This is a genomic window from Nocardia sp. NPDC050799 (assembly GCF_040654015.1).
In the GTDB taxonomy this organism is placed as follows: Bacteria; Actinomycetota; Actinomycetes; order Mycobacteriales; family Mycobacteriaceae; genus Nocardia.
Map to the genome: position 1 here is coordinate 1 of NZ_JBFAHF010000010.1, position 26,146 is coordinate 26,146.

Annotated in this window: 27 protein-coding genes; 11 read left to right on the forward strand and 16 right to left on the reverse strand. The window is 69.1% G+C overall.

Going from position 1 to position 26,146, the window contains the following annotated elements; all coding sequences use genetic code 11:
• Positions 1-294: 294 nt before the first annotated feature.
• From AB0H42_RS12385 to AB0H42_RS12400, 4 genes are all read left to right on the forward strand, one after another.
• Positions 295-882 carry a recombinase family protein gene (locus tag AB0H42_RS12385; protein WP_357054510.1) on the forward strand — a complete coding sequence of 196 codons (588 nt, stop codon included), beginning with the start codon at positions 295-297 and terminating at the stop codon, positions 880-882.
• A gap of 94 nt (positions 883-976) precedes the next feature.
• The gene (locus AB0H42_RS12390; protein ID WP_357053956.1) at positions 977-1,537 is read left to right on the forward strand and encodes a hypothetical protein; all 561 of its coding nucleotides are present in this window, start codon (positions 977-979) and stop codon (positions 1,535-1,537) included.
• Positions 1,534-1,860 carry a hypothetical protein gene (locus AB0H42_RS12395; protein ID WP_357053959.1) on the forward strand — a complete coding sequence of 109 codons (327 nt, stop codon included), beginning with the start codon at positions 1,534-1,536 and terminating at the stop codon, positions 1,858-1,860. Before AB0H42_RS12390 ends, AB0H42_RS12395 begins: the two co-directional genes overlap by 4 nt.
• Entirely contained in the window at positions 1,857-2,060 is a 204-nt protein-coding gene (locus tag AB0H42_RS12400) for a hypothetical protein (protein WP_357053962.1), read from the forward strand. The genes AB0H42_RS12395 and AB0H42_RS12400 overlap by 4 nt, the downstream gene beginning before the upstream one ends.
• 150 nt (positions 2,061-2,210) lie before the next feature.
• Here AB0H42_RS12400 and AB0H42_RS12405 read toward each other — a convergent pair whose 3' ends face one another.
• The 7 genes from AB0H42_RS12405 to kdgD form a co-directional block, all read right to left on the reverse strand.
• Complete coding sequence (locus AB0H42_RS12405; protein WP_357053965.1) at positions 2,211-2,891, reverse strand: PAS and ANTAR domain-containing protein; 681 nt, start codon at positions 2,889-2,891, stop codon at positions 2,211-2,213.
• Between the two features lie 113 nt (positions 2,892-3,004).
• The gene (locus AB0H42_RS12410; RefSeq protein ID WP_357053968.1) at positions 3,005-3,376 is read right to left on the reverse strand and encodes an STAS domain-containing protein; all 372 of its coding nucleotides are present in this window, start codon (positions 3,374-3,376) and stop codon (positions 3,005-3,007) included.
• 666 nt (positions 3,377-4,042) lie between these two features.
• Entirely contained in the window at positions 4,043-5,632 is a 1,590-nt protein-coding gene (locus tag AB0H42_RS12415) for an AMP-binding protein (RefSeq protein ID WP_357053971.1), read from the reverse strand.
• Between the two features lie 149 nt (positions 5,633-5,781).
• The gene (locus tag AB0H42_RS12420; protein ID WP_357053974.1) at positions 5,782-6,084 is read right to left on the reverse strand and encodes a hypothetical protein; all 303 of its coding nucleotides are present in this window, start codon (positions 6,082-6,084) and stop codon (positions 5,782-5,784) included.
• Positions 6,085-6,164: 80 nt separating this feature from the next.
• On the reverse strand, positions 6,165-7,118 hold the full coding sequence (locus tag AB0H42_RS12425) for a hypothetical protein (RefSeq protein ID WP_357053976.1): 954 nt from the start codon (positions 7,116-7,118) through the stop codon (positions 6,165-6,167).
• Between the two features lie 312 nt (positions 7,119-7,430).
• Entirely contained in the window at positions 7,431-9,026 is a 1,596-nt protein-coding gene (locus AB0H42_RS12430) for an aldehyde dehydrogenase (NADP(+)) (protein ID WP_357053979.1), read from the reverse strand.
• A complete protein-coding gene (gene kdgD, locus AB0H42_RS12435; RefSeq protein WP_357053982.1) occupies positions 9,026-9,940 on the reverse strand; it encodes a 5-dehydro-4-deoxyglucarate dehydratase in 915 nt (304 codons plus the stop codon). The genes AB0H42_RS12430 and kdgD overlap by 1 nt, the downstream gene beginning before the upstream one ends.
• Before the next feature lie 105 nt (positions 9,941-10,045).
• Between kdgD and AB0H42_RS12440 the strand changes: the two genes are divergently transcribed.
• From AB0H42_RS12440 to AB0H42_RS12460, 5 genes are all read left to right on the forward strand, one after another.
• On the forward strand, positions 10,046-10,978 hold the full coding sequence (locus AB0H42_RS12440; protein WP_357053985.1) for a LysR substrate-binding domain-containing protein: 933 nt from the start codon (positions 10,046-10,048) through the stop codon (positions 10,976-10,978).
• A 125-nt stretch (positions 10,979-11,103) separates the two neighbouring features.
• Positions 11,104-12,513, forward strand: a complete 1,410-nt coding sequence (locus AB0H42_RS12445) for an MFS transporter (RefSeq protein ID WP_357053988.1) — start codon at positions 11,104-11,106, stop codon at positions 12,511-12,513.
• Positions 12,510-13,850, forward strand: coding sequence for a glucarate dehydratase (gene gudD / locus AB0H42_RS12450; RefSeq protein ID WP_357053991.1), 1,341 nt, complete (start codon positions 12,510-12,512; stop codon positions 13,848-13,850). The genes AB0H42_RS12445 and gudD overlap by 4 nt, the downstream gene beginning before the upstream one ends.
• A 246-nt stretch (positions 13,851-14,096) precedes the next feature.
• Entirely contained in the window at positions 14,097-14,570 is a 474-nt protein-coding gene (locus AB0H42_RS12455) for an Rrf2 family transcriptional regulator (protein ID WP_357053994.1), read from the forward strand.
• 95 nt (positions 14,571-14,665) lie between these two features.
• A complete protein-coding gene (locus AB0H42_RS12460) occupies positions 14,666-15,874 on the forward strand; it encodes an FAD-dependent oxidoreductase (protein ID WP_357053997.1) in 1,209 nt (402 codons plus the stop codon).
• A gap of 167 nt (positions 15,875-16,041) precedes the next feature.
• Here AB0H42_RS12460 and AB0H42_RS12465 read toward each other — a convergent pair whose 3' ends face one another.
• A complete protein-coding gene (locus AB0H42_RS12465; RefSeq protein ID WP_357054000.1) occupies positions 16,042-17,232 on the reverse strand; it encodes an MFS transporter in 1,191 nt (396 codons plus the stop codon).
• A gap of 20 nt (positions 17,233-17,252) precedes the next feature.
• Between AB0H42_RS12465 and AB0H42_RS12470 the strand changes: the two genes are divergently transcribed.
• Positions 17,253-18,176, forward strand: a complete 924-nt coding sequence (locus AB0H42_RS12470) for a thioesterase family protein (protein ID WP_357054003.1) — start codon at positions 17,253-17,255, stop codon at positions 18,174-18,176.
• Positions 18,177-18,316: 140 nt separating this feature from the next.
• On the opposite strand, the gene AB0H42_RS12475 is transcribed toward AB0H42_RS12470, so the two are convergent.
• The 7 genes from AB0H42_RS12475 to AB0H42_RS12505 all read right to left on the reverse strand — a co-directional run bounded on the left by AB0H42_RS12475 (position 18,317) and on the right by AB0H42_RS12505 (position 24,406).
• A complete protein-coding gene (locus AB0H42_RS12475) occupies positions 18,317-18,742 on the reverse strand; it encodes a nitroreductase family deazaflavin-dependent oxidoreductase (protein WP_357054006.1) in 426 nt (141 codons plus the stop codon).
• Positions 18,743-18,778: 36 nt separating this feature from the next.
• A complete protein-coding gene (locus AB0H42_RS12480; protein ID WP_357054009.1) occupies positions 18,779-19,066 on the reverse strand; it encodes a hypothetical protein in 288 nt (95 codons plus the stop codon).
• 22 nt (positions 19,067-19,088) lie between these two features.
• Positions 19,089-20,030, reverse strand: coding sequence for a sigma-70 family RNA polymerase sigma factor (locus AB0H42_RS12485; RefSeq protein ID WP_357054012.1), 942 nt, complete (start codon positions 20,028-20,030; stop codon positions 19,089-19,091).
• Positions 20,031-20,040: 10 nt separating this feature from the next.
• A complete protein-coding gene (locus tag AB0H42_RS12490) occupies positions 20,041-21,231 on the reverse strand; it encodes an FAD-dependent oxidoreductase (RefSeq protein ID WP_357054016.1) in 1,191 nt (396 codons plus the stop codon).
• A 187-nt stretch (positions 21,232-21,418) separates the two neighbouring features.
• Positions 21,419-22,465 (reverse strand): 4-hydroxy-2-oxovalerate aldolase, encoded by a 1,047-nt coding sequence (gene dmpG, locus AB0H42_RS12495; RefSeq protein ID WP_357054019.1) that lies wholly within the window; start codon positions 22,463-22,465, stop codon positions 21,419-21,421.
• 190 nt (positions 22,466-22,655) lie between these two features.
• Complete coding sequence (locus AB0H42_RS12500; protein ID WP_357054022.1) at positions 22,656-23,615, reverse strand: acetaldehyde dehydrogenase (acetylating); 960 nt, start codon at positions 23,613-23,615, stop codon at positions 22,656-22,658.
• Positions 23,612-24,406 (reverse strand): fumarylacetoacetate hydrolase family protein, encoded by a 795-nt coding sequence (locus AB0H42_RS12505; RefSeq protein WP_357054513.1) that lies wholly within the window; start codon positions 24,404-24,406, stop codon positions 23,612-23,614. The genes AB0H42_RS12500 and AB0H42_RS12505 overlap by 4 nt, the downstream gene beginning before the upstream one ends.
• A gap of 165 nt (positions 24,407-24,571) precedes the next feature.
• Between AB0H42_RS12505 and AB0H42_RS12510 the strand changes: the two genes are divergently transcribed.
• A complete protein-coding gene (locus tag AB0H42_RS12510; protein ID WP_357054025.1) occupies positions 24,572-25,339 on the forward strand; it encodes an IclR family transcriptional regulator in 768 nt (255 codons plus the stop codon).
• 148 nt (positions 25,340-25,487) lie between these two features.
• On the opposite strand, the gene AB0H42_RS12515 is transcribed toward AB0H42_RS12510, so the two are convergent.
• The gene (locus AB0H42_RS12515) at positions 25,488-26,105 is read right to left on the reverse strand and encodes a class I SAM-dependent methyltransferase (protein WP_357054028.1); all 618 of its coding nucleotides are present in this window, start codon (positions 26,103-26,105) and stop codon (positions 25,488-25,490) included.
• Positions 26,106-26,146: the final 41 nt, after the last annotated feature.

Genomic DNA, 26,146 nt, shown 5'->3' on the forward strand with positions numbered 1-26,146 from the left:
TCCTGACCAGCAGGTGACATCCCGTAGTCCCGCATCGAACCCTCCACGCCGACATGATCATCCACGCGGTGATGCGTTGACCGGTTGAGCCCAAGTTCGTTTCTTGAACAGTCGAGCCGAAACGAGTCCCGGCGGACGAACGCCCAGGTCACCCAAAAACGGCGACTGTTCAAAAAACGTGTCGTAAAGTCCGACTGTTCAACAATGGAGAGACGCCCTTTTATGTACGATTGCGGGGTGACGGAGACCGATGCGCTCGAACCGCTTTCCCTCGACGGCGATGCCCTGGACCCGATCGGCGGGGGAGGAGCACTCATCGGGTACGCCCGCGTCTCCACCCGCGACCAGAATCTGGATCGGCAGACCCGCGCGCTGAAGAGGGCCGGCTGCAAGAAGACCTTCGCCGACAAGAAGTCCGGCAAGGACGCCGAGCGCGAGCAGCTGTCGGCGTGCCTGGACTACATGCGCGCCGACGACACCCTCGTCGTCGCCTCCCTCGACCGGCTCGGCCGCAGCCTGCAGGACCTGATCTCGATCGTCGCCGATCTGCGGCGCCGCGGTATCGGGTTCCGCTCCTTGCATGAAGCCCTCGACACCACCACCCCCGGCGGGCGGCTGGTATTCCACGTCTTCGCCGCGCTGGCCGAGTTCATCCGCGAGCTGATCGTCGAGGGCACTCACGAGGGCCTGGCTGCGGCCCGTGCCCGCGGACAGCGCCTCGGCCGGCCGCCTGCCATGAGCGGGGAGCAGATCCGGCAGGCCCGCGCGCTGTTGACCCGACCGGACGAGTCGGTGTCCTCGATCGCGCGGCTGCTGGGGGTCTCGCGGACCACGCTGTACAAGTACGTGCCCGAACTGGGGCACGCTTCACCGATCCGGTGAAGGGCGCAGGCGACAGTGCCCGGAGCTGATCGCGCGCCTGCGTGATGATCTGCGGGGGCTGCTTCGCCTCAGGTCCGAAGGTCACAGCGACTGGATGCACCGTCGAGCCGATGGCGTTCGAGAAGCCGACCGTGTCACTGAGCGCGCTGCCGCGGAGGGGAGCGCTGGGGTCGCGGCTACCGGGCATGCGGATGAGCTCACCGCCGGCCCGGCTCTCACCGCCTCGCGGTCTGCGCGGATACCGCTGACCGACCTGTCGCATATGCCGCCGCTGGGCAACCATTACGACGGTGCCCGCCGCGGTGAGCTCGACGACTACGACCTGACCGATATTCTGCGAGGGTTACAGCGCCGATACGGCCCCTACCAGGTCGAAGACCTCAATGCCTGGTCCTGGTACGAACGCCCGTGGGTCCGAGAGGACGGAAGCATCCACCCCGCAAACGTGGGTTTTACCGCGGAGATCCGAACTCCCGGCGGAGAAGACGCCGGATCGCTCATCTACAGCTTCACCCGCGACAGCCGGGGAGACCTGGTGGTCACCCACGACCTCACCGAACTCGAGGAAGGCTTCACCGGCAAAGGTTCTCCACCGCGTTCGCCGCGTCCACCGAGGACTACTTCCGCCGATCAGGGGTCGACAGAATCGAGTTGATAGCCACCCACCTGCGGCAGGACGACTCGCTCGACGGCGCGGTCGCCTGGGCGAAAGCCGGCTACGACTGGAACACCGACCCCGAAAAGCTGGCGAAATCGGTCAACAACATGAAATCCCGCATCGATCTCCTGCTCGACGGGGAGATCGGCGCCTTGAGCGACCGCGACGTAGCCCTACTCGAAGATATGCGCACACGATTCGGCCGCTCACCACTGGAGTTCCCTTCACCCCAAGAGCTGGTCATGCTCTCCGGCGACAACACGAAACTCGGCGAAGCACTGATGAAAGGATCAACGTGGTTCGGGATGAAGAAACTGTGACCCCGACCCCAGAAGAACGTGAGTTCATCCGGGCTCGCAGCAAGGCCACCTCCGACCACTTCATGCGCTTCGTCACCGAGCGCGGCCTCGATACCGACCCCGACACCTGGCCCGAAGCCGACCGACAAGAGTTCGACCGGCAAGCACGCCAACTCACCGAGGAATGGAAAACCCGCGCCCGCGACACCTTCGGCCTGTAAACAGCCCTACCGGCGAGGAGCAGATCCGGCAGGCTCGCGCGCTGCTGACCCGGCCGGGTGAGTCGGTGTCCTCGATCGCGCGGCTGCTGGGGGCCTCGGGGACCGCGCTGTACGAGTACCTGCCGGAACTCACCGTGCGGCCGAGCCTGGTCATGACGAGCGTTTGACCTGGTCGACGTCCTTGTCCGCGGTGCGGTCGGGGAGTTCGTGAGCGGTGAGGAGCAGGTGGTCGAAGCGGGTGCGGGTCTGCACCGCCACGCCACCGAACTCGGTGAGGCCGTCGACGAGCTTCTCGGCCAGGACCCGCAACTTGGTGTTGGTTTCCTGCGACCGCCACACCAGCACATCGAATGCTTTCTCGGCCGGGATCGCATACATCGCCATCACCGCGCCCTTGGCCTGTTCGATCACCGAACGTGCTTCCACGATCTCGGGCATGGCCTCGTCGATCACCTGGGTGTGGATGCTGGCCGCGGTGTCGGAGACATCGATGTAGAAGCCCATGGTGCCGATCGAGGCGCCGGACCCGTCGCGCATCTGATCGCTCACCACCAGAATATGGTGCTCGGCGCCGTCGGCATCGAGGATGCGGTGCCGGGAACAGTAGGGCTGGCCGGCCTCCACGACCGCCGACAGCAGGTCGGCGACCTGGTCCCGATCATCGGGGTGTTTATGTTTCAACAGCAGCTCGACGGTCAGTTCGACCTCGCCGGGGCTGTAGCCGTGCAAGGCAGCGACTTCGTCGGACCACTCCCAGCGCTGCCCGTCGGCATAGAACCAGAAACCCCCCACACGCTGCGGTGCAGGGCTGGGGTTCGGCTGGTCGGTCATAGAGTCTTCTCGATCACCACCCCAGTATTGCCACTGCCCCGAGCAGCCGATCGCGCGACCTGCGCAAAGCCGAACAAAGCAGCGGACCGGGCCGGTGGCCGCAGATACCCGGTTCAGGCCTGTAGCGCCTCCTCGACGCTGTGGTAGAGCGCAAGGAACTCCTCCAGCCCGGTGATCTCGAGCGGGCGGATCACGGGCCGGTTGTGGTCGACGGCGATCCGCAGCGGCTGCCGGCGGTTCTCAGCAGCCCTGGCAGCCTTGAGTAAGGCGCTGAGGCCGTGGCCGCCCAGGAATTGCACCGCGGTCAGATCCAGGACGCAGAACCCGCCGTGGGTGCGGTCCACCCCCGTACGCACCGCCTCCACCAACTGGTGGGCGGTCGCGTGATCGACCCTCCCGGTCACCGCCACGACCGCGACCTCACCAGCCATCCGATGCGCGATCTCCACTCGGGAAACCGACGATGCGTCGTCGCCTTCAGTCACCTTTCCAATCTATCCCTCAACGACCAGGCCGGGCAGCCGCGCCGGACGGGGCCGACGCTCCCCGCCGCAGACCGGGCAGATCCAGCCAGGACAGCGCCGCAAGCCCCCACGGCGCTGGCTTCTTGCTCTCCGGGCCCCACCCGCGATAGCGGGTTTATCCGACTCGTGAAGGGCTAGTTCGCTGGGGCCGGAGGGGGTTGACCAGTCAGCTCCCTCCGGCCTATCGTCGACCGGAAACAGGCGACTGCCCGCGGCCTACAGCCCGGATCGCCTCCCTCGAATCCATTCCCCACCAGCGCATTCGACATCGATCGGTGCCGGCGGCGCACTGCGTCCCCGGAATCCGCCTCCACAGCTTCGGCATCAAAACCAGCGGACCGGGCGCCTACGGCACCCTGCTCGCTTCCTCCGACAGCATGGCCTGGTCGGACGCGGCCCGCCGCGACGCCGCCCCGCTCCCAGGCTGCATCGGGCACAAGAACTGCGCCAACTGCATCGTCCAACCCGATTCGGTGAGGTCGCCGCGTCGTGGAACGGGTCCCCCGCGGCCGAGCACGCCCAGCAGTTCCTGGGCAACTACCGGCTCGTCTACGAGGCGACGATGGAAAGCTGGTGATCCTGCCGGCCATCGACGAGAGCTATCCGAGCGGTAGTTGCCCGGCGATCTCAGTTGACCTGCCGGCCTTCGCCCCAGTACTGCGCCCGCAGCGCTTTCTTGTCCGGTTTGCCGAGCGGGCTGACCGGAATGCTTTCGGCGAAATCGACGGTCTTCGGGGTGTAGACCGCGCCCTTGCGGTCCTTCACCAACGCCTGCAGTTCCTCGACCGGCACCGACTGCCCATCACGGAGGACGACGACCGCCTTGACCGCCTCACCCCACTTCTCGTCCGGCACACCGATCACGGCCGCGGCGCTCACCGCCGGATGCGCCGACAGCACATCCTCGACCTCACGCGGATACACATTGAACCCGCCGGAGACGATCATGTCCTTCTTCCGGTCGACGATGTAGAGGAAACCCTCCTCGTCCTGCCGGGCGATATCACCGGTGTGCAGCCAGCCGAATTCGGTGGCCTCCGCGGTCTGTTCGGGTTTGTTCAGGTACCCGTTCATCACCAGTGGGCCGCGGACACACACCTCGCCCGGCTCGCCCCGAGGTACTTCGTTGCCCTTCTCGTCGAGCAGCGCCACCGACAGCCACGGCACCGGACGGCCGCAACTGGCCAGCCGCTCCGGCTTGTTCAGGTCGTGGTCGCCGCGTCGCAGCACCGAGATGGTCATCGGGCTCTCGGCCTGACCGTAGAACTGAAAGAAGATGGGACCGAACCTCTCGATGGCCTCGGCCAGCCGGGTCGGGGAGATCGCGGAGGCGCCGTAGAACACCGTCTGCAGGCTGGACAGGTCGTACTTGTCGAGGTCCGGGCTGTCCAGCAGCGCGTAGAGCATGGTGGGCACCAGCATGGTCGCGGTGATCTTGTACTTCTCGATCGCCTCGAGCACCTTGGCCGGGTGGAAGTACGGCAGCACCACGATGGAACCACCCTGCTGGGCGGTGGGACCCCAGAACGCGGCGCCCGCGTGGCTCAGCGGGGTGCACACCAGGAACCGGACCTCGTCGGGCCACTCCCATTCGGTCATCTGGATGCGCAGCATGGTGGTGCTGCCGCGGAAGCTCATCTCCACGCCCTTGGGCTTACCGGTGGTGCCGCCGGTATAGGCCAGGCTCATGGTCGCGTTGGGATCCACCTGTGGACCGCGCACCCGTCCGGGGGTGAAACCGGCGGCCAGTTCGATGAGATCGGTCCCCGCCTCGGACGGGCCGAACGAGAACAGGTTCCGCAGCCCGGGCACCTTGTCCCGCAACTGCGCGGCACGTTCGTCGAATCCGCTCGGGTCGTAGATCAGGGTTTCCACGCCCGCGTCCTCGAGGACGTAGGCGTGGTCGTCGAGCGAGCCCATGGGATGCAGCGCCATGGCCCGCGACCCGTTCACATTGTTGGCGCCCTGGGCGAAGATCACCTCCGGCCGGTTGGCCGAGAGCACCGCCACCGGGGAGCCCACACCGAGACCGGCCGCGGCCAGCGCCTGGGCGAACCGGCTGATCTGATCGCGCACGTCGCGGTAGGTCAGGGTGGCGTCGTCGATATGGACCGCGGTGCGGTCGGCATAACGCTCGAGAGCTTTGCCCAGCAGGTCCACCGCCAGCGGCTCGCGGTGCAGCAGGGCGGCGTCGTCGACGTGCGGTTCAGTGTTCATTCGTCTGCCTTTCGGGCCGGCCCGTCCGAGCGGCCCAGCGAAAATCGACCGGTGCTCCGGCGCGGTCCCGGGCCGCGGGCACCGCCACATGGCGCCGCAGCCCGGGAACCACTCACGGGGCTCGCAAACCGCGAAAACTATAACACGTTCTACTTTATTTTCGAGGCGAATCCGCCGGACCCGGCCGTCCCGGCGAGAGCGGACCGGCACGCCTCCACATAACCGCGCACCAACGGCCGGATATCGTCACGCCGCCAGACCAGGGCCGGCTCGCTCGGGCTCACCCTGTGGAGCGGCCGCACCACCACGCCCTCATGGGCGACCAGCGACACGTTCCCCGCCGCCGGCCGCACCACCCCGTCACCGCCGCGCACCGCTTCATAGGTCTCCGCGGTACTCGAGATCTCACCGCCGATGATCGCCCGCTGCGGCCGGATCGATGTGCTGGTCAACAATGCGGGCCGCACCCAGGTGGGCTGGGCGGGCCACCGCCGTCGAGTGACCGCGGACGGCCGGGGCAGCGGTACCTCGGTCAGGACGGGCCACGGTACATGTTGTCCCCGCCGGCGTCCTCCCGGGGCGGCCTGATCGGAGCCGGTTCGTGCGGCCGGAAATCCGGGTTGGGATCGAATCCCCCGCTCGGGTCGTTCCGATCGATCAAGGTTCCCTCGATTTTTTCCACCGGGATACCACCGGGGACTACGACGAGTCCCTCATTGAAGCTGACCCGGGACTCACCCGTCTTGTCTACGACACCGGTTATATCTCGTACGATGTGGACCTCGTGCTCCGGAGGGCGCGCCCATCGGGAGTTCCAGAGTGGAAAACGAGCGGCCTCCGCCGGATCCTTCGACAGACAAACCCAGTCGTCGGCGCCCGGCCCGTCAGCGGCCACCCACGATAACGTCGAATCGGTCAGTTCACTCCGGGGCCGGATGCCTTCGGCCGCGATCGTCTCCCGCGAGCGTCCGTCCCCGCGGTATAGCCGGTCGAGATATGGCTCTCGACCGGCGGTCTCGGGTGGGAACTCGAGTTTCGCGTCGATCTTGCGCGCATCGCGCTCCATCTCGTTCTTCCACCTCCACATGGCTTCGGCGAACTCCCGGCCCGCTACGCCCTGCGCGCGGAGGTGGTCTTGTTTGGCGGCAACTGCCCGCCCCCATGCTCGATTGACACTCCAGTCGGCGCCTTCCCGGCCGCCCGGATCGATATGCTCCGGCAACTCGTTGCGCCGTACATGCTCGTAGAAGTCGTGGAAGGTGATCCGATTGCCGTCCAGTCCCGTTCGCAACGTGTACGACTCAGGGGCTCCAGCCCCTACGGTACTGCCGGAAGCGAAGTCGGTATCGGCGGGTATTCCGCCGAGGAGATCCGCCTGCCGCTCGTCATCGCGACCCGCCCGATCCGCGTGTCCCGCCAGGTGTTCGCCCACACCTCTGGTCTCGGTGGCAAGACAGTCCCCGACCATTTTGCCCGAGTAGATCATTCGGTGCGAGATTTCCGTGATCAGGTCGGTTATTCTCGTGTGAGCCCCGGTCATATGGTTCCTCGGGGAAATCCGGATACTGCTCCCGCCTTGCAGTTCCCCGTCCCGAGCCTACGGCACCCGGCCGAAACCTACTGCCGCCCATGGGAAGTATCGACCACCCGCCGGAAGTGGTCGCCGGGTACCCGCCCCCTCCGCATCTTTACGCCCGCCGACCGCACCTTCGGCGGGCGTAACGACGCAGTCACCGCCGGCCAACCCCTTTCCACGCCCGAACAGCGGGAATGCGGGCGGAGAGGAGTTCGCGAACGGTCAGTCCCGCGTGACCGTCCCGTCCACCCGACGCCAGATTCCGAGCGGGTTCTCCGTCCGGATCTCGTCGGCGAGCAGTTCCTCCGGCACGTTCTGGTAACTCACCGGACGCAGGAACCGTTCGATGGCAAGAGTTCCCACCGAGGTGGTGGCCGGGGCCGTGGTCGCCGGGAAGGGACCGCCGTGCACCACCGCGTGCCCGACCTCGACACCGGTGGGCCAGCCGTCGAAGAGCACCCGGCCCGCGATCAGCTCCAGTTCCCCGAGCAGCGGCCGGGCGATCTCCCGGTCGGCGGCGGTGGCGTGCACGGTGGCCGTGAGCTGGCCCTCCAGCTCACCGGCCAGCGCCAGCAGTTCCGCGGTATCGGCGGCGCGCACGATGATCGAACTCGGCCCGAACACCTCGTCCTGGAGCGCGCGGTCGGCCCGGAAGCACTCGGCGGTGGTGACGAAAAGATGCGGGTCGCCGGAACAACTCGTCGCGCCCGCGGTCCCGGTGGCGGCGAGCCGCACTCCCGCGGTGCCGGTCAGGCGCTCGACACCGGCGGTGAACGACGACGCGATCCCCTTGTTCAGCATGGGCGCACCGGACGCGGTACCGATCGCCTCGGTGGCCGCCGCCACGAATTCGTCGGCGCCGGGCCCGTCGGCCAGGAAGACCAGACCCGGGCTGGTGCACAGCTGCCCGACGCCGGTGGTCAGCGAGGTGACGAATTCCGCGCCCAGGCGCGCGCCGCCTTCGGCCAGGGCGTCCGGCAACACGAACACCGGGTTGACGCTGGACATTTCGGCGTACACCGGGATCGGTACCGGCCGGGCCGCGGCGGCCGCGGCCAGCGCCAGGCCGCCCTGCCGGGACCCGGTGAAGCCCACCGCACGGATATGCGGATCGCGGACCAGCGCGAGGCCGGTTTCCACGCCACCGTGCACCAGCGCGAAGGTCCCCTCCGGCAGCCCGTGCGCCCGGACTGCCGCGAGCACCGCGCGCGCCACCAGTTCGGAGGTGCCGGGATGCGACGGATGTGCCTTGACGACCACCGGTGCGCCCGCCGCCAGCGCGGCGGCGGTGTCACCGCCCGCGACGGAGAAGGCCAGCGGGAAGTTGCCGGCGGCGAACACCGCCACCGGTCCCACCGGGATACGGCGTTGACGTAGATCGGGTTTCGGCAGCGGCGTCCGCGCCGGATCGGGCCGGTCGAGCCGGGCACCGGTCCAGCTGCCCTCCCGCACCACCTCGGCGAACAGCCGCAACTGCCCGGCGGTGCGGCCGATCTCGCCGCGGATTCGCGCTTCGGGCAGGCCGGATTCGGCGATCGCCCGCTGCGCCAGGGTCTCCCCCAGGTTCTCGATCTCGGTGGCGATACCGTCCAGGAACGCGGCGCGCCGGGTGAGGTCGGTGGCGCGATATTCCGCGAAGGCCGACCAGGCCGCGGTCGCGGCCCGCGCGACGGTGGCGGCGTCGGCTTCGTGGAACTCCGGTTCGAGTGTGGCGCCGGTCGCCGGGTTCACCGCGCGGAAAGCTCCGGTGGTGCCGGGGACTTCGGTGCCCCCGAGCAGGTTCGCGCCGGTGAGGCGTTCGGTTTCGGTACTGGTCATCAGCTCACCTTCTTCACGAGGTCGGCCAGTTCGGCGAGTTCGGTCTCGTCGAGATCGGTCAGCGGGCTGCGCACCGGGCCCGCCGGGCGCCCGATGACCTTCATACCCGCCTTGATGATGCTCACCGCGTAGCCGGGTTTGCGATTGCGCAGATCGCAGTACGGGATCACGAATTCGTTCAGCGCGTCCAGCACGAAGGTGGTGTCGCCGCGACGCAGGGCGCGGTAGAAGTCGAGCGCGAACTCCGGGACGAAGTTGTAGATCGCCGAGGAATAGGTGGTCACGCCCAACGCCAGGTACGGCAGGGCGAACATCTCCGCGGTGGGCAGGCCGCCGACGTAGATGAGCCGGTCGCCGACCCCGGCGTAGATCCGGGTCATCTGTTCGATATTGCCGATACCGTCCTTGAATCCGATCAGGTTGGGGCAGCGCTCGGCGAGCTCGGCGACGGCGGATTCGGAGTAGGCGGCGTTGGCGCGCGAGTAGATGACGACGCCCAGCTCGGTGGCCGCGCACACCTGCCGCACATGGTCGACCAGGCCCTCCTGGCTCGCCTCGGTGAGGTAGGGCGGCAGCAGCAGGATGCCGCTCGCGCCGGCGCGCTCCGCGGCGCGCGCCATCTCGACGGCGGTCGCGGTGCCGTATCCGGCGGGGGCGATGACCGGCAGTCCGTCCGGCGCCTCTTGCACGGCGGCGGTCACCACCTGCTCGACCTCGGCCGGGGTGAGGGAGAAGAATTCGCCGGTGCCGCCCGCGGCGAACAGACCGGACGCGTCGTATTGGCCGAGCCAGGCGATGTTGTCCCGATAGGCGGCCTCGTCGAACGAGCCGTCGGCGCGCAGGTGGGTGACCGGGAAGGACAGAAGGCCGGAGCCCAGCTTCCGGGCGATTTCCTGGGGAGGGGCAGTGGTCATGGCGTGCGCTCCTGTTCGAGGGTGACCTGCTGCCCTCACCCTAGGAAGCCCTATGATTCACGTCCAACACTGATTACATATCTATCAATACAAGGTCGGTATCGGATGTTCACTTTTGTCCAGCTCACCCATTTCGTCGCCGTGGCCGAGGAGCTGCACTTCGGCCGGGCGGCGGAACGCCTGCGGATGACGCAGCCGCCACTGAGCCGGCAGATCCAGCTCCTGGAGAAGGAGGTCGGCGCGGAACTGTTCGACCGATCCAACCGCACCGTGAAGCTCACCCGCGCCGGTCGCGCCTTCCTCCTCGACGCCCGGCGGCTGCTCCAGCAGGCCGAGCGGGCCGCCCTCGCGGTGCGCCGGGTCTCGGCCGGAACCGGGGGCGTGCTGCGCCTGGGATTCACCGGGGCGAGTGTGCACTCCGGGTTGCCGCGCGTGCTCGCCGCGGCCCGGACGGCGCTACCCGATGTCGATGTGGAGCTGCGCGAAATGGTGACCATGGACCAGGTGGAGGCGCTCTCGGAGGGAGCGCTCGATCTGGGCATGGTCCGGCCGCCGATCACCCGGCCGGACCTGACGACCCGCACCTTCGTGCGCGAGGGCCTGATCGCGGCGCTGCCCGCGGACCACGCGCTGGCGGCCGAGACGGGACCGCTCCCGGTAACCGCGCTGCACGGCGTCGAGATGGTGATGCACGCGCCGGTCGAGGCCCGGTACTTCCACGACCTGATCACCACCGTGCTGCACGCGGCGGCCGTGATCCCGGTGATCACGCAGTACATGACCCAGATCCACAGCATCCTGGCGCTGGTGAACCTGGGCTGGGGCGTGGCTCTGGTGCCCGAATCGGCCACCGGTATGCGGTTCGACCAGGTGGTCTACCGCCCGCTGGAGGGGGTGCGGACCCAGGTGGAGCTGGATTTGGTGTGGCGCCACGGCAACGCGAACCCGGCCTTCACCCGGCTGATGACGGAATTGACCGGGGCAGGCGAAAGCATCCCCGCCGCCTCCGATACCTTTCCTGTATCGATTCATCCGTAATTGGTGTTGGACCGGAATCACCCGAGGTCTTTACATTCAGTGCTTGTGAGGCGAGTCACCGGGCCTCAGACGTATTCCCACGGCACTGCGTAGCGCGGTGGTGGTTCGACCGAAAGGAGTGGACGATGTCGTTCACTCGGCAGCCGACTGCGGAACTGGAAATGGCCGTGTCGAAGTTCTTTCGACGCGTCGTACCCCTGTTCGTCATCATGTTGATCTGCAACCAGATCAACCGCTCGAATATCGGCTACGCCCGCGAATACCTGGAGGCCGATGTCGGTATCGGCGCCGCCGCCTACGGGTTCGGAGCCGGCGTCTTCTTCATCGCCTACGCCCTGTTCGAACTACCGAGCAATGTGATGATGGAGAAGTACGGGGCGCGCATCTGGCTCACCCGCATCATGGTCAGCTGGGGGCTGGTATCGGCCGCCATGATGTTCGTCCAGAACGCGACCATGTTCTACGTGCTGCGCTTCCTGCTCGGCGCGGCCGAAGCCGGGTTCTTCCCCGCGGTCATCTTCTACCTGGCCAAATGGTTGCCGAACAGCCATCGGGGCCGGGCCACGGCGCTGTTCGTCGCCGGGTCCTCGGTCGCCGCGGCCGTCTCCGGGCCACTGTCGGGTCCGCTGCTCTCCCTCGACGACACTCTCGGGTTGCACGGCTGGCAGTGGATGTTCGGTATCGAAGGCGCGGTATCGGTGATCATCGGCATCATCGCCTTCTTCTTCCTCGACTCCCACATCAAAGACGCGAAATGGCTGACCGCCGGCGAGAAGAAGGCACTGACCGACACCATTTCCGCCGAGGACATCGACAAAGCCGCCAATTCCGGGGTCTCGCATCGGGCCTCCCGGTGGCGCATGCTGCTGGATCCGAAGCTGATCCTCTTCTGCTGGATCTATTTCGCCATTCAGCTGTCCATCTACGCGAACACTTTCTGGCTGCCCTCGATCATCCGCCGTATCGACGGCGTGAACGATATAACCGTCGGTCTGCTTTCCTCGCTGCCCTGGATCTGCGCGGTGGTCGCCATGTACGCCTCGGCACGCATCGGCGACCGCACCGGCAACCGCCGGCCCCTGCTCATCATCGCGCTGCTCACCGCGGCGGTCGGCACCTACCTCGCCGCGATCGCGTCCCCCTGGCTCGCGCTGGTCTTCCTGTGCATCGCGGCCATGGGCTTCAAGAGCGCCAGCCCGCTGTTCTGGTCCATTCCCCAGTCCGGACTGCATCCGCTGGTCCTGGCGCCCGCCATCGCCATCATCAACTCCCTCGGCAACCTCGGCGGTTTCGTGGCCCCGTACGGATTCGGCCTGATCAAATCGGCCACCGGTGAGGTCACCTGGGGTCTGTACGCCCTCGCCGCCGCCTCCGTACTCGCCGCGGCCTCGGTCCTGCTCATCCGCAGGTCGAGCGGAGCGAACAGCGACACCGCGGCCCCGGCCGCCGCGGGAACCGACCTCCCCGAACCCGGGTCGCTCGCTGCGGCCACCCCCGCCACCGCCGCAGTCACCACCCTGGAGAAGCGTTCATGACCCCCCGCACCCCCCGCGTCACCGAGATGCGTGTAGTACCCATCGCCGGCCACGACAGCATGCTGCTCAACCTCAGCGGCGCACACGCCCCCTACTTCACCCGCAACCTGGTGATCCTCACCGATTCCGACGGTCGCACCGGGGTCGGCGAGGTGCCCGGCGGCGAGCGGATCCGCATCACGCTCACCGACGCCCGGGAACTGGTGATCGGCCGCGGCGTCGGCGAGTACCACGCCGTTCTCACCGATATCCGGCGTACCTTCGCCGCCCGCGATGAGGGCGGGCGGGGAAACCAGACCTTCGATCTGCGGGTCACGGTACATGCGGTGACCGCGGTCGAATCGGCGCTGCTCGACCTGCTCGGGCAGCATCTGGAGGTTCCGGTCGCGGCCCTGCTCGGCGAGGGGGTGCAACGGGACCGGGTGCCCGCACTCGGCTATCTCTTCTTCGTCGGCGACCGCACGCGCACCGACCTCCCCTACCGGTCCGGTACCGACGAACCCGCGGCCGCCGACGAGTGGATGCGCCTGCGCCACGAACAGGCCCTCACCCCGGACTCGGTGGTGGCCCTGGCCCGGGCCGCACGCGCACGCTACGGTTTCCGCGATTTCAAGCTCAAGGGCGGTGTGCTGCCGGGGCCCGAGGAGGCCGTCGCGGTGCGCGCCCTCGCCGAGGAGTTCCCGGATGCCCGGATCACCCTCGACCCCAACGGTGGCTGGCTGCTGCGCGAAGCGGTACCGCTGTGCCGGGAACTCACCGATGTCCTCGCCTACGCCGAGGACCCGGTCGGCCCGGAGGGATCGTTCTCCGGCCGGGAGGTGATGGCCGAGTTCAAACGGGCCACCGGCCTGCCGACGGCGACCAATATGATCGCCACCGATTGGCGCGAACTCGGGCACACCGTCCGGACCGGGGCGGTCGACATCCCGCTGGCCGATCCGCATTTCTGGACCATGGCGGGATCGGTGCGCGTCGCCCAGCTCTGCGACGCCTGGGGACTCACCTGGGGCTCGCATTCGAACAACCATTTCGATGTCTCGCTGGCCATGTTCACCCATGTCGCGGCGGCGGCGCCCGGTGCGATCACCGCCATCGATACGCACTGGATCTGGCAGGACGGCCAGCGCATCACCCGGGATCCCTACCGGATCGTCGACGGTGAACTGGCCCTCCCGCAGCGCCCCGGCCTCGGTGTCGATCTCGACGAGGAGCGGGTGGCCGCCGCGCACGAGCTCTACCGGCGTGAAGGGCTGGGCGAGCGCAACGACGCGGCGACCATGCAGTACCTCATCCCCGGCTGGCAGTTCGACAGCAAGCGCCCTGCGCTGAGCCGCTGAGGCATTCCGGGCCCGGCTCCCCTGACAGAGCCGGGCCCGTCCGCGCGCTCTCCCGCTCCCCGTGGGCCCGTCCGGAGTTCACCGGGCCGACGCCTCCCGCTGTGAGGCTCCGCCCGGACCCTGGACGGCACCGATCAGGTGATCGCGACCGGCCAGGTCACCAAATCGGTCGTTTCTGTCCGACTTCCGCTCGCATGTGGGTTGCGTGCTTGCGTCCGATAAACAGGGATAGTTAGTATCCCTGTTATGAAGATGGGCGAGGGCGTCGAGTGGAGCCTGCACTGCTGCGTCACCTTGGCCTGGCTGGACGACCGGTGGCCGGTGCCGATCGCCCGGCTGGCTGCTTGGTTCGACCTGCCGGTGGAGTACCTGAAGAAACGGCTGCAGGCGCTGGTCCGCGCGGGGATCCTCACCTCCACTCCCGGCGTACGCGGCGGCTTCGGACTGGCCCGGCCCGCGGAACGGATCACCCTGCTCGATGTGGTCACCGCGGTCGAAGGCGGGGTGGACCCGTTCCGCTGCACCGAGATCCGGCAGCGCGGCGGCAGCGGTCGCAGCGGGAGCGCGGAGTTCACCCGCCCGTGTGGAATCTCGCTGGCCATGCGCCGCGCGGAACTGGCGTGGCGACGGGAACTCGCCGCGCAGACCGTCGCCGACCTCGCCGCCGAGGCTCCGGCATCCGCGGCGGAGCGCACCCGGCGCGACTTCGCGAACCCCTGATCTCGCGGCAGGTCCGACCCCCTTCCCGGACACCGGCTTGCCGCGGGTCCTAAATGAAGACATTTTTTATCCCGATTGATTTCGAGGAGGATGACATGTCCGGAATCGTGGTGCTGGGCGGCGGTTTCGCCGGGGTGTGGAGCGCCGCGGGCGCGGTCCGGCTCGCCCGCGCGGCGGGACGCGACCTGCCCGTCACCCTGATCGACCCCGGCGACGATCTGGTGATCCGGCCCCGCCTCTACCAGGCCGATCCCGACCGCATGCGGGTCTCGCTGGACCGGATCCTCGAACCGGTCGGGGTACGCCGGATCGCGGGCACCGCGACCGCGGTGCATGCCGCGGACCGGACCGTGACCGTCGTCCGACGAGACGGCGAGACGGAAGAGATCCCCTGGCAGCGGTTGATCCTCGCGACCGGAAGCCGGCTCGTCCGGCCCGCCCTGCCGGGTGCCGAATCGCTCCACAATGTGGACACCCTCCCGGCCGCCGCGGCGCTGGACGCGCATCTGCGCCGGCTCCCGGACCTCCCGTCCGACCCGGGCCGCTTCACCGCCGTGGTCGTCGGAGCGGGCTTCACCGGGCTCGAGACAGCAACCGAACTGGTGGACCGGCTCGGCACGCTCGCCGGGAACGAGCAGGTCCGGGTCGTGCTGGTGGAGCGGGCCGATACGGTCGGGCCCGAACTCGGCCCCGGCCCCCGGCCGCAGATCCGCGAAGCCCTGGCGACCCTCGGTGTCGAGCAACGCCTGGGTGTGAGCCTGGATATGGTGACACCGGACGGCGTCACACTGTCCGACGGCACCCGTCTCGCGGCTCGTACGGTGGTGTGGACCGCCGGGGTGCAGGCGAGTCCGCTCACCGCCGATATCCCCGCCGACCGCGACCGATCGGGCCGGTTGGCGGTGGACGAGCAACTCCGGGTACGCGGGGTTCCCGGCGTGTACGCGGCCGGTGATACCGCGGCGGCGCATGCCGAGCCGGGGCACCCGGTACTGCAGTGTTGCCAGCACGCGCTGCAACTCGGGAAATTCGCGGGCCACAACGCCGCCGCCGATCTGTTCGAGCTCCCGGCCGTACCGTTCACGCCGGCGCCCTACGTCACCTGCCTCGATCTCGGCTCGGCCGGAGCGGTGTTCACCAACGGGTGGGACCGGCAGGTGGCCGCGACGGGCGAGGCCGCCAAGGTACGTAAGCGCAAGGTGAACGAGTGGTGGATCTACCCGCCCACCGACGACCCCGGCGAACTGCTCCGCCAGGCCGACTACCGCTTCTCGGTCCGCGAGATCCCCACCCCGTACCCCTGAACCGCGCCGCGCCGTTCCCCGCGCCGCGTCACGCCGGTGCGGTGCGGTTTCGGCGTTGCGGAAGTTGTTCGAGCCGGGCTGCAACCCTCCGCGCCCGGACCCCGTGCGCTGGACGACACCGTGGAGACCTGGATCCGATCCCGTGGATGCCGGCCGAGCACAGCTGCTCAACCGGCCGGTACCAGCTGTTTCTCGGCGGCCGCCGGGGCGGGCAGATGCGACCGGGAGTGCCGGACGATCACCGCGGTTCCCGACAGTGCCACCAGCACGAGCCCGCCGAGCAGCACCGGGTAGCCGGCCGCCGGGCCGAGCAGGCTCAGCAGGGACGGCAACAGAAAACCCACATAGGTCAGGGCGTAGTACGCGCCGGTGAGCGCGGCCAGTTCCGCCGGTGCGGCCAGCCGCTGCACCTCGAGCAGACCGGAGACCAGCGCGATTCCGTACCCGCACCCCAAGGCGAGGGCGGCGGCCAGGGCCAGCACGGGCGAACGGACGATCGCGGCCGGCGCGCTGACCACCAGCTCGGCCGACATGGCCACCACCACGGCTCGCGCGCTGGTGGTCCGGTCCAGCCGTTTGGCGAGCGGCTGGACCAGGACGCCGACCGTGAGCGTGGCGACGGTGATGGTGGTCGAGTACAGCAGACCCGACTGCCCGACGCGGTCGCCGACGAGCTGCGGCAGCACCGCATAGGCCACGCCGGCGGAGCCGAAGATCCACGGCGCCATCGGCAGGACCACTCGCCGGAACCGCGGATGCCGCAGACCGGAGGATCGCCCGGGCGTACCCGTCCCGGCCGGCAGCGTCTCGGGCACCCGCATCACCGCGGGCAGTACCGCGGCGGCGAGCAGCACGTGCACGAGATAGGGCAGCACCATCGGCGCCGGGCCCCACTGGGCGAGCACCCCCGCGACGCCCGCGCCGAAGCCGAAACCCAACGTCAGCCAGAGCGCGGCCCGCCGGGCACCGGCCGCCGGACCGTGCCCGGCCCGGACGGCGAGCTCGGTGGTCCAGGCGGTGCCCACCGCCATGGCCACGGCCACCCCGAAACCGGTGATCAACCGGCCGATCGCGATCCAGCCGACACCGCACACCCCGGCCGCCAGGAGCGGACTGGCCACCAGGGAGGCCATCACCCCCGCGACCGCCACCGGGCGCCGCCCGAACCGCGTGGAGAGACCGCCGCTGAGCAGCAGGCCCGGCACCAGACCCAGGACGCAGGCGCCGAGCAGCGCGTTCACCAGGAGTGCGGAATAACCCTCGTCCCGGTACATCACCAGCAGCGGGGTGAACTGGTTACCGCCCCAGGCGCAGACGAAGATCGCCGCCACCGCCGGGTGCCACGAACCCTGCCTCATCGCCGGTGGGTTCCGTCCAGATGCGCGCGCAGGGCGGTGGTGAAGGCGTTGTGGTCAACCACCGCGCGGCATCCTCCCGCCCCGGCGGTACGGTCGGGGCAGAGATCGAACAGACGGCACGACCGCCGACCGGACGAACGGACAACGATGTGAACGAGGCCTTCTACCTGCCCGATCCGGCGGACCCGCAGCGGTTCCTCTCCACCGAACTCACTCGTGGTCCGTGGTCACCCGACGCCCAGCACGCCGGACCGCCCTCCGCGCTGCTCGGTCATGCGATCGAACGGTGCGAACCCCGGCCGGGCTTCCAGGTGGGCCGCGTCGCCGTGGAAATACTCGGACCCGTCCCCCTCACCCCGCTCACCGCGCAGGCCCGCCTCGTCCGCCCGGGACGCAGCGTGGAACTGATCGAAGCGACCCTGTCCACCGACCGCGGTCCGGTGATGCGGGCCACGGCGTGGCGCTTCAAACTCGCCGATCCCGAACTCGAGATTCCCGAACACCTCTTACCGACCGGGGCGCGTCCCGGCCCCGATCAGACGCCCGATCCCGAACCGTTCCCCTCCACCCAGCCCGTGGGATTCCACACCGGTATCGAATACCGCTATGTCACCGGCTCCTTCCGCGAGCCCGGCCCCGCGGTGTGCTGGATCCGGCTGAAGTATCCGATCGTCGCCGGCACCACACCCAGCCCGCTGGAACGCACCCTCGCCGCCGCGGATTCCGGCAACGGAATCAGCGCGGTCCTCGACTGGGATCGCTACCTGTTCATCAACACCGATCTGACCGTCAGCCTGCACCGTCAACCGGCCGGCGAATGGGTTTGCCTCGATGCCGTCACCCATCCGCAGCCGCACGGTATCGGCCTGGCCGAGTCCGCGCTGTTCGACGAGAAGGGCCCGCTCGGCCGCAGCACCCAGACCTTGTTCCTCGGCCCGCGCTGACCGGATCGGGCACGGCAGCCCGGAACGACCCTGCGCCACCGGCCCACCGCCGTGGTCGCCGGTCACGATCGCCCGGTCCGGGCAGCTCGCCGCGGCCGTAACCATGTTCCCCAGCGCCCGGCCCGCGACAGACCCATCGGTCACCCCGCTCCCCCGGGCGCGCGCGGGGTGAGCGCGACAACCGGTACGACCCGGCCCGCGGTGCGCTCGTACTCGGCCAGCGCGGGCAGGATCGCGACCATCGCGAGGTGCAGGCGATCGCGTTCGGGCCCGGCGTCGATCACCTCGGCATCGGCCTCGAAGAGTTCGGCGCCCACCTGCACGGTGACCGTCGGATGCGCGCGCAGATTGTGATACCAGGCCGGGTTCCGTGGCGCCCCGGCATTGGAGGCGACGATCACCAGCCGATCGCCGTCCCGCAGATACATCACCGGTTTCGTATGCGGTAGACCGGATTTCGCGCCGATGGTGGTGAGCAGAAGCAGATCGTAGCCCGCGAAGGGCCCGCCGACGCGCCCCTCGCCGGCACGGAATTCCTCGATGACCTCGTCGTCCCAGGCGGCCATGTGCACGTCCTCCGCGTCCGAACCGCACCCCGCCGATCAGCGGTGCGCATACACCGGGGCGGGGATCGGTTTGCCCAGCACCCGGTTCAACCAGAATGCCCCGCGCATCCCGTGAAAAACAGCCATGGCGAGTGCCCCGATACTCAACGCCACGAATGCGGGCCACGGATACGCCCCGAGATCCGCCGCGTATTCGAACAGTTCGCGCACGGCAGCATGCGCTCCCGCCCCGCGACCGGTCAGGAGATTTCCCGGACACGCCTGCACATACCGGGCCGCCGGCGCCGCCCGGCCGGTATCCGCCGGACGGAAACCGACGGACACCGTGCGATCACCGACCGGCCGGCTACCACGATTCGATCAGTGGAACTTCGTGCTCCTGCCGCTGCCATTCCGCGGTGAGGCGACCGAGCCGGGCCGCGGCGGCGATACCGCGCACACCCGCGATCCGGTCGCCACGTACTTCCAGGATCACCACGCCCACAACCCGGTCCGCGAGCGTGGCCAGCATGGCCGGGCTGCCGTTGACCACGGCGGCATGGATGGCGGGCGAGCCGCCGGCGAGTCTCCGCTTGGCCGGAGACGGGGCGAAGCCGGCCCGCAGCGCGGCGGCGATCCGCTGCGGGCTCGGGTAGCGGATCGGTTTCCCGGCCGATCTCAGCCCGGCACCGTCGGAGACGCCGGTCGCGTCGTCGGTCAGCAGCGCGATCAGCCGCTCGGTCCGGCCCGAGGACGCGGCATCGACGAACGCCTCGACGATTCGGCGCGCGGCGGCACGGTCGGTATCGGCGGCGTGGCCGGCCGCGCCGATCCGGCGCCGGGCCCGGTGGGCGTGCTGCTGACTCCCGGCCTCGGTGATGCCGAGGAACTCGGCGATCTCGGCATGGCTGTACGCGAAGGCCTCACGCAGCACGTAGACGGCCCGTTCGACCGGTGACAGCCGCTCCAGCAGCGTCAGCACCGCCAGGGTCACCGATTCGCGCTGCTCGACGGTATCGGCCGGGCCCAGCATCGGGTCGCCGTCGAGGAGCGGTTCGGGCATCCAGGCGCCGACGGCGCGTTCACGCTGCATCCGCGCCGAACGGAGCCGGTCGAGCGCCAGATTGGTGACGATCTTGGTCAGCCACGCCTCGGGCACCTCGATGTACTCCCGGTCGGCGGCCTGCCACCGCAGGAAGGCGTCCTGCACGGTGTCCTCGGCATCGGAGGCCGAGCCGAGCAGCCGGTAGGCGAGCGAGGCCAGCCGGTTCCGGCCGGCCTCGAATCGCGCCACGGCGGCAGTGTCCACGGGCAGGACTCTATCCGGCGACCAGAGCGGCCGAGGGCACTCCCGTGGTCGCCGCACGGTACCGGTGGCTCCGCTTCCCGAAGGTCGGGTGGCCGATGGCCCAGCCGCTGGTCGCCACGATCGCCGCTTTGACCAGTGCCGCCGGCCGGCCGCACAATGCCCCGGACTTCGCGCCGGCGTCGCCGTCGACCAGCTGGAAGATCCCGTCCTTGCGGCCCAGGCTGATGTGGTTGCCGACGTAGGTCAGCGCGGTCGTCTCGACCTTGCGCTCGGTCCGGTCCCCGATGATCGCGGCCGTCGCCTGCGTACCGGTGAATCCCGCCGAAGCGCACGACATCGGCAACGGCCGGCCGTTGTCACCGATGACGAAAGCGCTGTCACCGGCCACGTAGACATCAGGGTGCGAGACCGAACGCATCTGACGGTCGACTCTGATCTGTCCGTTGGCCGCCACTTCGAGGCCGCTGGCGGCGGCAATCGGGTGGACGGCGAAACCGGCGGTCCACACGGTCGCGTCGGATGCGAAGACGGTGCCGTCGGCGGCGACCGCCGCCGCCTCCTCGACGCGTTCGATGGTGGTGTGCTCGTGGATCGTGATTCCGAACCGGTCGAAGGCGCGGAGCAGGTGACGGCGGGCCTTCGACCCGAGCCACCCACCCAGCTCGCCGCCGGTGACGAGCTGGACCCGCAGCCCCGGCCGGAATTCGGCGATCTCGGTGGCGGCCTCGATCGCGGTCAGGTTGCCGCCGACCACCAGCACCCTCCGGCCCTCGCCCAACTCGTTCAAGCGGGAGCGCAGACGCAGCGCGGACGGCCGCGTGGCCACGTGGAAAGCGTGTTCGGCGACACCCACGACGCCATGCTCGGCGACAGTGCTACCGAGTGCGTACACAAGGGTGTCGTAGGTGAGCCGGTCGGTGCCCGTGGCATCGGCGACGGTGACGTTCCGGCGCTCGACGTCGACGCCGGTCACCCGTGCCGTTCTCAGCCGGATACCGGTACCCGCGAACACCTCCGCCAGCGGCCGGTGCGGGAGATCCCGCCCGGCGGCGAGCTGATGCAGTCGCAGCCGCTCCACGAAATCAGGCTCGGCGTTGACGACGGTGATCTCGAAATCGTCGGAGTGCAGTTGACGGGCCAGGTACCCGGCGGAGAAGGCTCCGGCGTATCCGGCCCCGAGGACGACGATGCGGTGCGGCATGGTTCGCTCCTGTCTGGTTCGCGTGCTCCCTGAACGAGACAGCTTCCGCGTTCCTGACAGCATCGAGCGGTGATGTGGGTCACCCACCGGCCAAGACGCCCTCCACTACGCGGACAGCCCCGGCCGGCACCGGGGCTGTCCACTGTCCGGCCGCGGCGGACCGCATACTCGAACCGCCGCGGATCGCTCAGGCGGGCTGCTGCTCGGCCTTCCGCTCGGCCAGCATGGTGAGCGCGATATCGACGATCATGTCCTCCTGACCGCCCACCAGCCGGCGCCGGCCGGCCTCCATCAGCAGGGTCCGGACATCGATCCCGTACCGCTCACTGGCCGCCTCGGCATGCCGCAGGAAGCTCGAGTACACCCCGGCATAGCCGAGGGTGAGGGTTTCCCGGTCCACCCGCACCGGGCGGTCCTGCAGCGGCCGGACCAGGTCATCGGCGGCGTCCTGCAAGGCGAAGACATCGCAGCCGTGCTTCCAGCCCAGCACATCGGCGACCGCCACGAACGCTTCGATCGGGGTGTTGCCCGCGCCCGCGCCGTGACCGGCCAGCGAGGCGTCGACCCGGGTGACCCCGTTCTCGACGGCCACCACCGAATTCGCCACCGACAGCGACAGGTTCTCGTGGGCATGGATACCGAGTTCGGTCGCCGGGTCGAGGACATCGCGGTAGGCCAGGATGCGGTCGCGCACACCGTTCATGGTGAGGCGGCCGCCGGAGTCGGTGACATAGACGCAGTGCGCGCCGTAGCTCTCCATCAGCTTGGCCTGCGCGGCCAACTGGCCCGGTTCGGCCATATGGCTCATCATCAGGAATCCGGAGACGTCCATCCCGATCTCCCGCGCGGTGGCGATGTGCTGGGCGGCGACATCGGCCTCCGTGCAGTGGGTGGCCACCCGCACCGAGCGCACACCCAGGCCCCAGGCCCGCCGCAGATCCTCGGCGGTACCGACACCGGGCAGCAGCAGGCTGGTCAGCCGCGCGTTCTTCAGGTTCGCGGCGGCGGCCTCGAGCCAGGTCCAGTCGCTGTGCGATCCGGGACCGTAGTTCACCGAACCACCGGCCAGACCGTCCCCGTGCGCGACCTCGATGGCGTCGACACCGGCGGCATCGAGGGCGGCCACGATCTTGCCGACGTTCTCCGGGGTGATCCGGTGCCGGATGGCGTGCATACCGTCGCGCAGGGTCACGTCCTGGACGAAAACGGTCGGCACGGCGTCGGGCTCGCTCATCGGGCGCTCTCTTTCTCTATTGGGCATAGGCGAGACCGGCGATCGGTCAGCACACTGATGCGGAGGCCGAAGCGCAGGCGAAGGTATCGCACTACCGCCTCCGGGCCTGACTCGCTCATGCGGTGTTGTTCGGGCATGAGCGAGGGCCCTGCGTGGTCACGCTGCGCTACCGCCTCCGGGCCTGACTCGCTCATGCGGTCTGCTGGGTGTTCTGCGCGATCCGCTCGGCGACCTGCAGTCCGGCCGAGGTCATGATGTCGAGGTTGCCGGCGTAGGCGGGCAGGTAGTGGGCCGCGCCCTCGACCTCGAGGAACACCGACACCCGATGGGTCGGGAAGGAGTCGTTGTCCTTGGCGAGCAGGGTATGCACCGGCTGGTCCGCCGGGATCGCGTCGATCTGCACTTCCTGCTTGAGCCGGTAGCCGGGCACGTAGGCCGCCACATCGTCGACCATTTTCGCCACCGAGGCCTTGATCTGCTCGTGCGAATCGGCGGCGGGGGCGGTCACCAGGCAGAAAACCGTATCGCGCATGATCAGCGGCGGTTCGGCCGGATTCAGAATGATCACCGCTTTGCCGCGTTCCGCGCCGCCCACGGTTTCGATGGCGTGCGCGGTGGTCTCGGTGAACTCGTCGATATTGGCGCGGGTACCGGGCCCGGCGGATTTCGAGGCGATGGAGGCCACGATCTCGGCGTAGGCCACCGGCACCACCCGGGAGACCGCGGCCACGATCGGGATGGTCGCCTGACCACCACAGGTCACCATGTTCACGTTCGGCGCGTCGAGATGTTCCTCGAGGTTCACCGGCGGCACCACGAACGGCCCGATCGCCGCGGGGGTCAGGTCGATGAGGCGTTTACCCAGCGGTGCCAGCCGCTCGTGATTCTGCTTGTGCGCCTTGGCCGAGGTGGCGTCGAAGACGATCTCGATCTCGTCGAAGTTCGGCAGCGCGATCAGGCCCTCCACCCCTTCGTGGGTGGTGGGTACCTTCAACCGGGCGGCCCGGGCGAGCCCGTCGGATTCCGGGTCGATACCGACCATGGCGCCCATTTCCAGGAACCGGGAATGGCGCAGCACTTTGATCATCAGGTCGGTGCCGATATTGCCCGAACCGATGATCGCGACCTTGGTGCGCGTGTTGTCACTCACTGGGAGACCTCCGAAGCGGTGGTGAACGAAGCCGTGACCGTCCCGAGGCCGGAGATGGCGGCGGTGACGGTGGCACCCGGGTGCAGCGGCCGCATCGGACCGAGCGCGCCGGAGAGGATCACCTGCCCCGCCCGCAGCGGCTCACCGAAGGTGCGGGCCTGCTGCGCGAGCCAGGACAGGGCGTTGAGCGGGTCGCCGAGGCAGGCGGCGCCGGTACCGGTCGACACTTCCTCCCCGTCGATGCGCATGCTCATGGCGACGTCGACCGGCTCGAAGTCGTCCAGGGTCCGGCGCTCGGTGCCGAGCACGTAGAGACCACTCGAGGCGTTGTCCGCCACGGTGTCGGCGAAGGAGATATTCCAGTCGGTGATGCGGCTGTCCACGATCTCCAGCGCGGCCACCGCCTCGGCCACGGCCGCGCGGCACTGGTCGATATCTAGCGGTCCCTCGGCCAGATCCTCGCCGAGCACGAACGCGATCTCGGCCTCGGCCCGCGGCTGCAAGAGCCGGTCGATCGGGATCACGTCGCCGTCCGAATACGCCATATCGGAGAACAGGACACCGAAATCGGGCTGGTCCACACCCAGTTGCTGCTGCACGGCCTGCGAGGTGGCGCCGATCTTGCGGCCGACCACCGTGACCTCCGGGGAGACCCGGGCGGCATTGAACCGCTCCTGGATCCGGTAGGCGGTGGCGACATCGTCCGGGCTTATCAACCCGTCCCGCAGCGGGGCACAGGTCCGGCGCGTTTCCGCGGCGGTGATCAGGCGAAGCGCGGCACGGGCGACGATCGACTCGTCGACGCCGGGCCCGCTGTCGCTGATGCTGTCGACAGTGGTGGCCACCACGACCTCCGTTCTCCTCTTCGTCGGGGTCTGCTCAGTGCACACCCTCGGCGCGGCCCTGAACAGTAAAGTGGTCCACTGACTGGACCAGTCTCACCAGAAGGGCCCGATATGCCGGATCACCACCTCGACGAGCGTTCCGTGCTGGGCCGGGCGCTGCTGATCCTGGAGGCATTCGGGGTGGAGGACCAGGCCGTCGGACTATCCGAACTGACCCGCCGCACCGGGCTGCCGAAGGCCACCGTGCACCGGATGTGCCGCGACCTGGTGACCGCACGGCTGCTGAGTTCGTCGGCGGAGGGCTACCGGCTCGGGCGTGGACTGTTCGAACTGGGTATGCGGGCGGCCACCGAGCGCACCCTGCTCGAGGTCGCCGTGCCCTTTCTCCAGGATCTGTTCGCCCGCACCCGTGAAACCGTGCACTTCGGCGTCCGCGACGGCGACGAGGTCGTCTACATCAGCAAGATCGGCGGCCACCGGCAGGCCCGCGCCCCGTCCCGGATCGGCGGCCGGATGCCGCTGTACTGCACCGCGATCGGCAAGGCGCTGCTCGCCCACTCCGGTCCCGAGACGATCGACCGCATCCTGGCCGGCCCGCTGACCAGACGCACCCCGCGCACCGTGGTCGCGCCCGGCCTGCTGCGGATTCAGCTCACCCAGATCGTCGAACGCGGTGTGGCGTTCGAACACGAGGAATCCGCACCCGGCATCGTCTGCGTGGCCGCCCCCGTACTCAGCTCCGACGACCGGCCACTGGCGGCGATCTCGGTGACCGGCCCGGTCACCCGGTTCCACCCCGAATCCCATGCGGCATCGGTGCAGGCCGCCGCCGCGGGGGTGGCGTCCATCCTGGCCCGGCGGGCGCAGAACCCGGCGTGAACGCCCGCGACGGTTACGCCAGGTGCCGGCGCACCGACCCGGCCGGCGCACTCCCCCGCGCCACCGGCCCGCACAGGTTCGGCACGAAACCGGCCCGGCTCCGCCGCCACTTGTGTCGCGATCGGGCGCTCACCGATCACGCGCCGGATCAGCTCGGCCGCACCGCCAGTACCTGCACGGTCGTACTGGGTCCGTGATGAAACGCTCCTTCGGAGATATCGCGGTCGACCTCGCGGCAGTGCTCCAGCCGCAGACCGGCCAGATCGCGACGGAACTCTTCCGGTGTCGGCATCCCGTCCGCGACCGGCGGCCCCCCGACCCCGGGCCGATCGAGGTGGCGTGGCGTATAGGCCTCGAGCACGAACACACCGCCGGGCCGTAGCGCCCGCACACACGCCGCGTGCACTCCGGGCCGTAGCGCCGACGACAGATGCCCCCAGATGGAGACGATCCCCGACCAGCGCGCTTCGCCCATATCGAACTCGGTGATATCGGCGACCACGGTCTCGATCCCCACCCCCTGTTGCGCGGCCAGATCCCGGGCGTTGGCCAACCCCACCGCCGAGAGGTCCACGGCGGTCACGGAGTATCCGCGACCGGCCAGATACACCGCATTACGCCCCTCCCCCTCCGCCAGGCACAACACCGGGCCCTCGGGTATCCGATCGACCACTTCGCGCAGATAGTCGTTGGGTTCGGTGCCGTAGGAGGTGAACGGCTGCGCATACCGCTCGTTCCACATCTCGGCCGCGCCGGGCATCGTCATGCTTGCTCCTGGGTCTCGGGTTGACGTCCCGATCCAGACTG

Coding starts and splice junctions, on each gene's coding strand:
- AB0H42_RS12390 (WP_357053956.1), top strand. CDS start 977: ATGCACCGTCGAGCCGATGGCGTTCGAGAAGCCGACCGTGTCACTGAG.
- AB0H42_RS12405 (WP_357053965.1), bottom strand. CDS start 2,891: ATGACCGACCAGCCGAACCCCAGCCCTGCACCGCAGCGTGTGGGGGGT.
- AB0H42_RS12415 (WP_357053971.1), bottom strand. CDS start 5,632: ATGAACACTGAACCGCACGTCGACGACGCCGCCCTGCTGCACCGCGAG.
- AB0H42_RS12425 (WP_357053976.1), bottom strand. CDS start 7,118: ATGATCTACTCGGGCAAAATGGTCGGGGACTGTCTTGCCACCGAGACC.
- AB0H42_RS12430 (WP_357053979.1), bottom strand. CDS start 9,026: ATGACCAGTACCGAAACCGAACGCCTCACCGGCGCGAACCTGCTCGGG.
- kdgD (WP_357053982.1), bottom strand. CDS start 9,940: ATGACCACTGCCCCTCCCCAGGAAATCGCCCGGAAGCTGGGCTCCGGC.
- AB0H42_RS12440 (WP_357053985.1), top strand. CDS start 10,046: ATGTTCACTTTTGTCCAGCTCACCCATTTCGTCGCCGTGGCCGAGGAG.
- AB0H42_RS12445 (WP_357053988.1), top strand. CDS start 11,104: ATGTCGTTCACTCGGCAGCCGACTGCGGAACTGGAAATGGCCGTGTCG.
- gudD (WP_357053991.1), top strand. CDS start 12,510: ATGACCCCCCGCACCCCCCGCGTCACCGAGATGCGTGTAGTACCCATC.
- AB0H42_RS12455 (WP_357053994.1), top strand. CDS start 14,097: ATGAAGATGGGCGAGGGCGTCGAGTGGAGCCTGCACTGCTGCGTCACC.
- AB0H42_RS12460 (WP_357053997.1), top strand. CDS start 14,666: ATGTCCGGAATCGTGGTGCTGGGCGGCGGTTTCGCCGGGGTGTGGAGC.
- AB0H42_RS12465 (WP_357054000.1), bottom strand. CDS start 17,232: ATGAGGCAGGGTTCGTGGCACCCGGCGGTGGCGGCGATCTTCGTCTGC.
- AB0H42_RS12470 (WP_357054003.1), top strand. CDS start 17,253: ATGCGCGCGCAGGGCGGTGGTGAAGGCGTTGTGGTCAACCACCGCGCG.
- AB0H42_RS12475 (WP_357054006.1), bottom strand. CDS start 18,742: ATGGCCGCCTGGGACGACGAGGTCATCGAGGAATTCCGTGCCGGCGAG.
- AB0H42_RS12490 (WP_357054016.1), bottom strand. CDS start 21,231: ATGCCGCACCGCATCGTCGTCCTCGGGGCCGGATACGCCGGAGCCTTC.
- dmpG (WP_357054019.1), bottom strand. CDS start 22,465: ATGAGCGAGCCCGACGCCGTGCCGACCGTTTTCGTCCAGGACGTGACC.
- AB0H42_RS12510 (WP_357054025.1), top strand. CDS start 24,572: ATGCCGGATCACCACCTCGACGAGCGTTCCGTGCTGGGCCGGGCGCTG.
- AB0H42_RS12515 (WP_357054028.1), bottom strand. CDS start 26,105: ATGACGATGCCCGGCGCGGCCGAGATGTGGAACGAGCGGTATGCGCAG.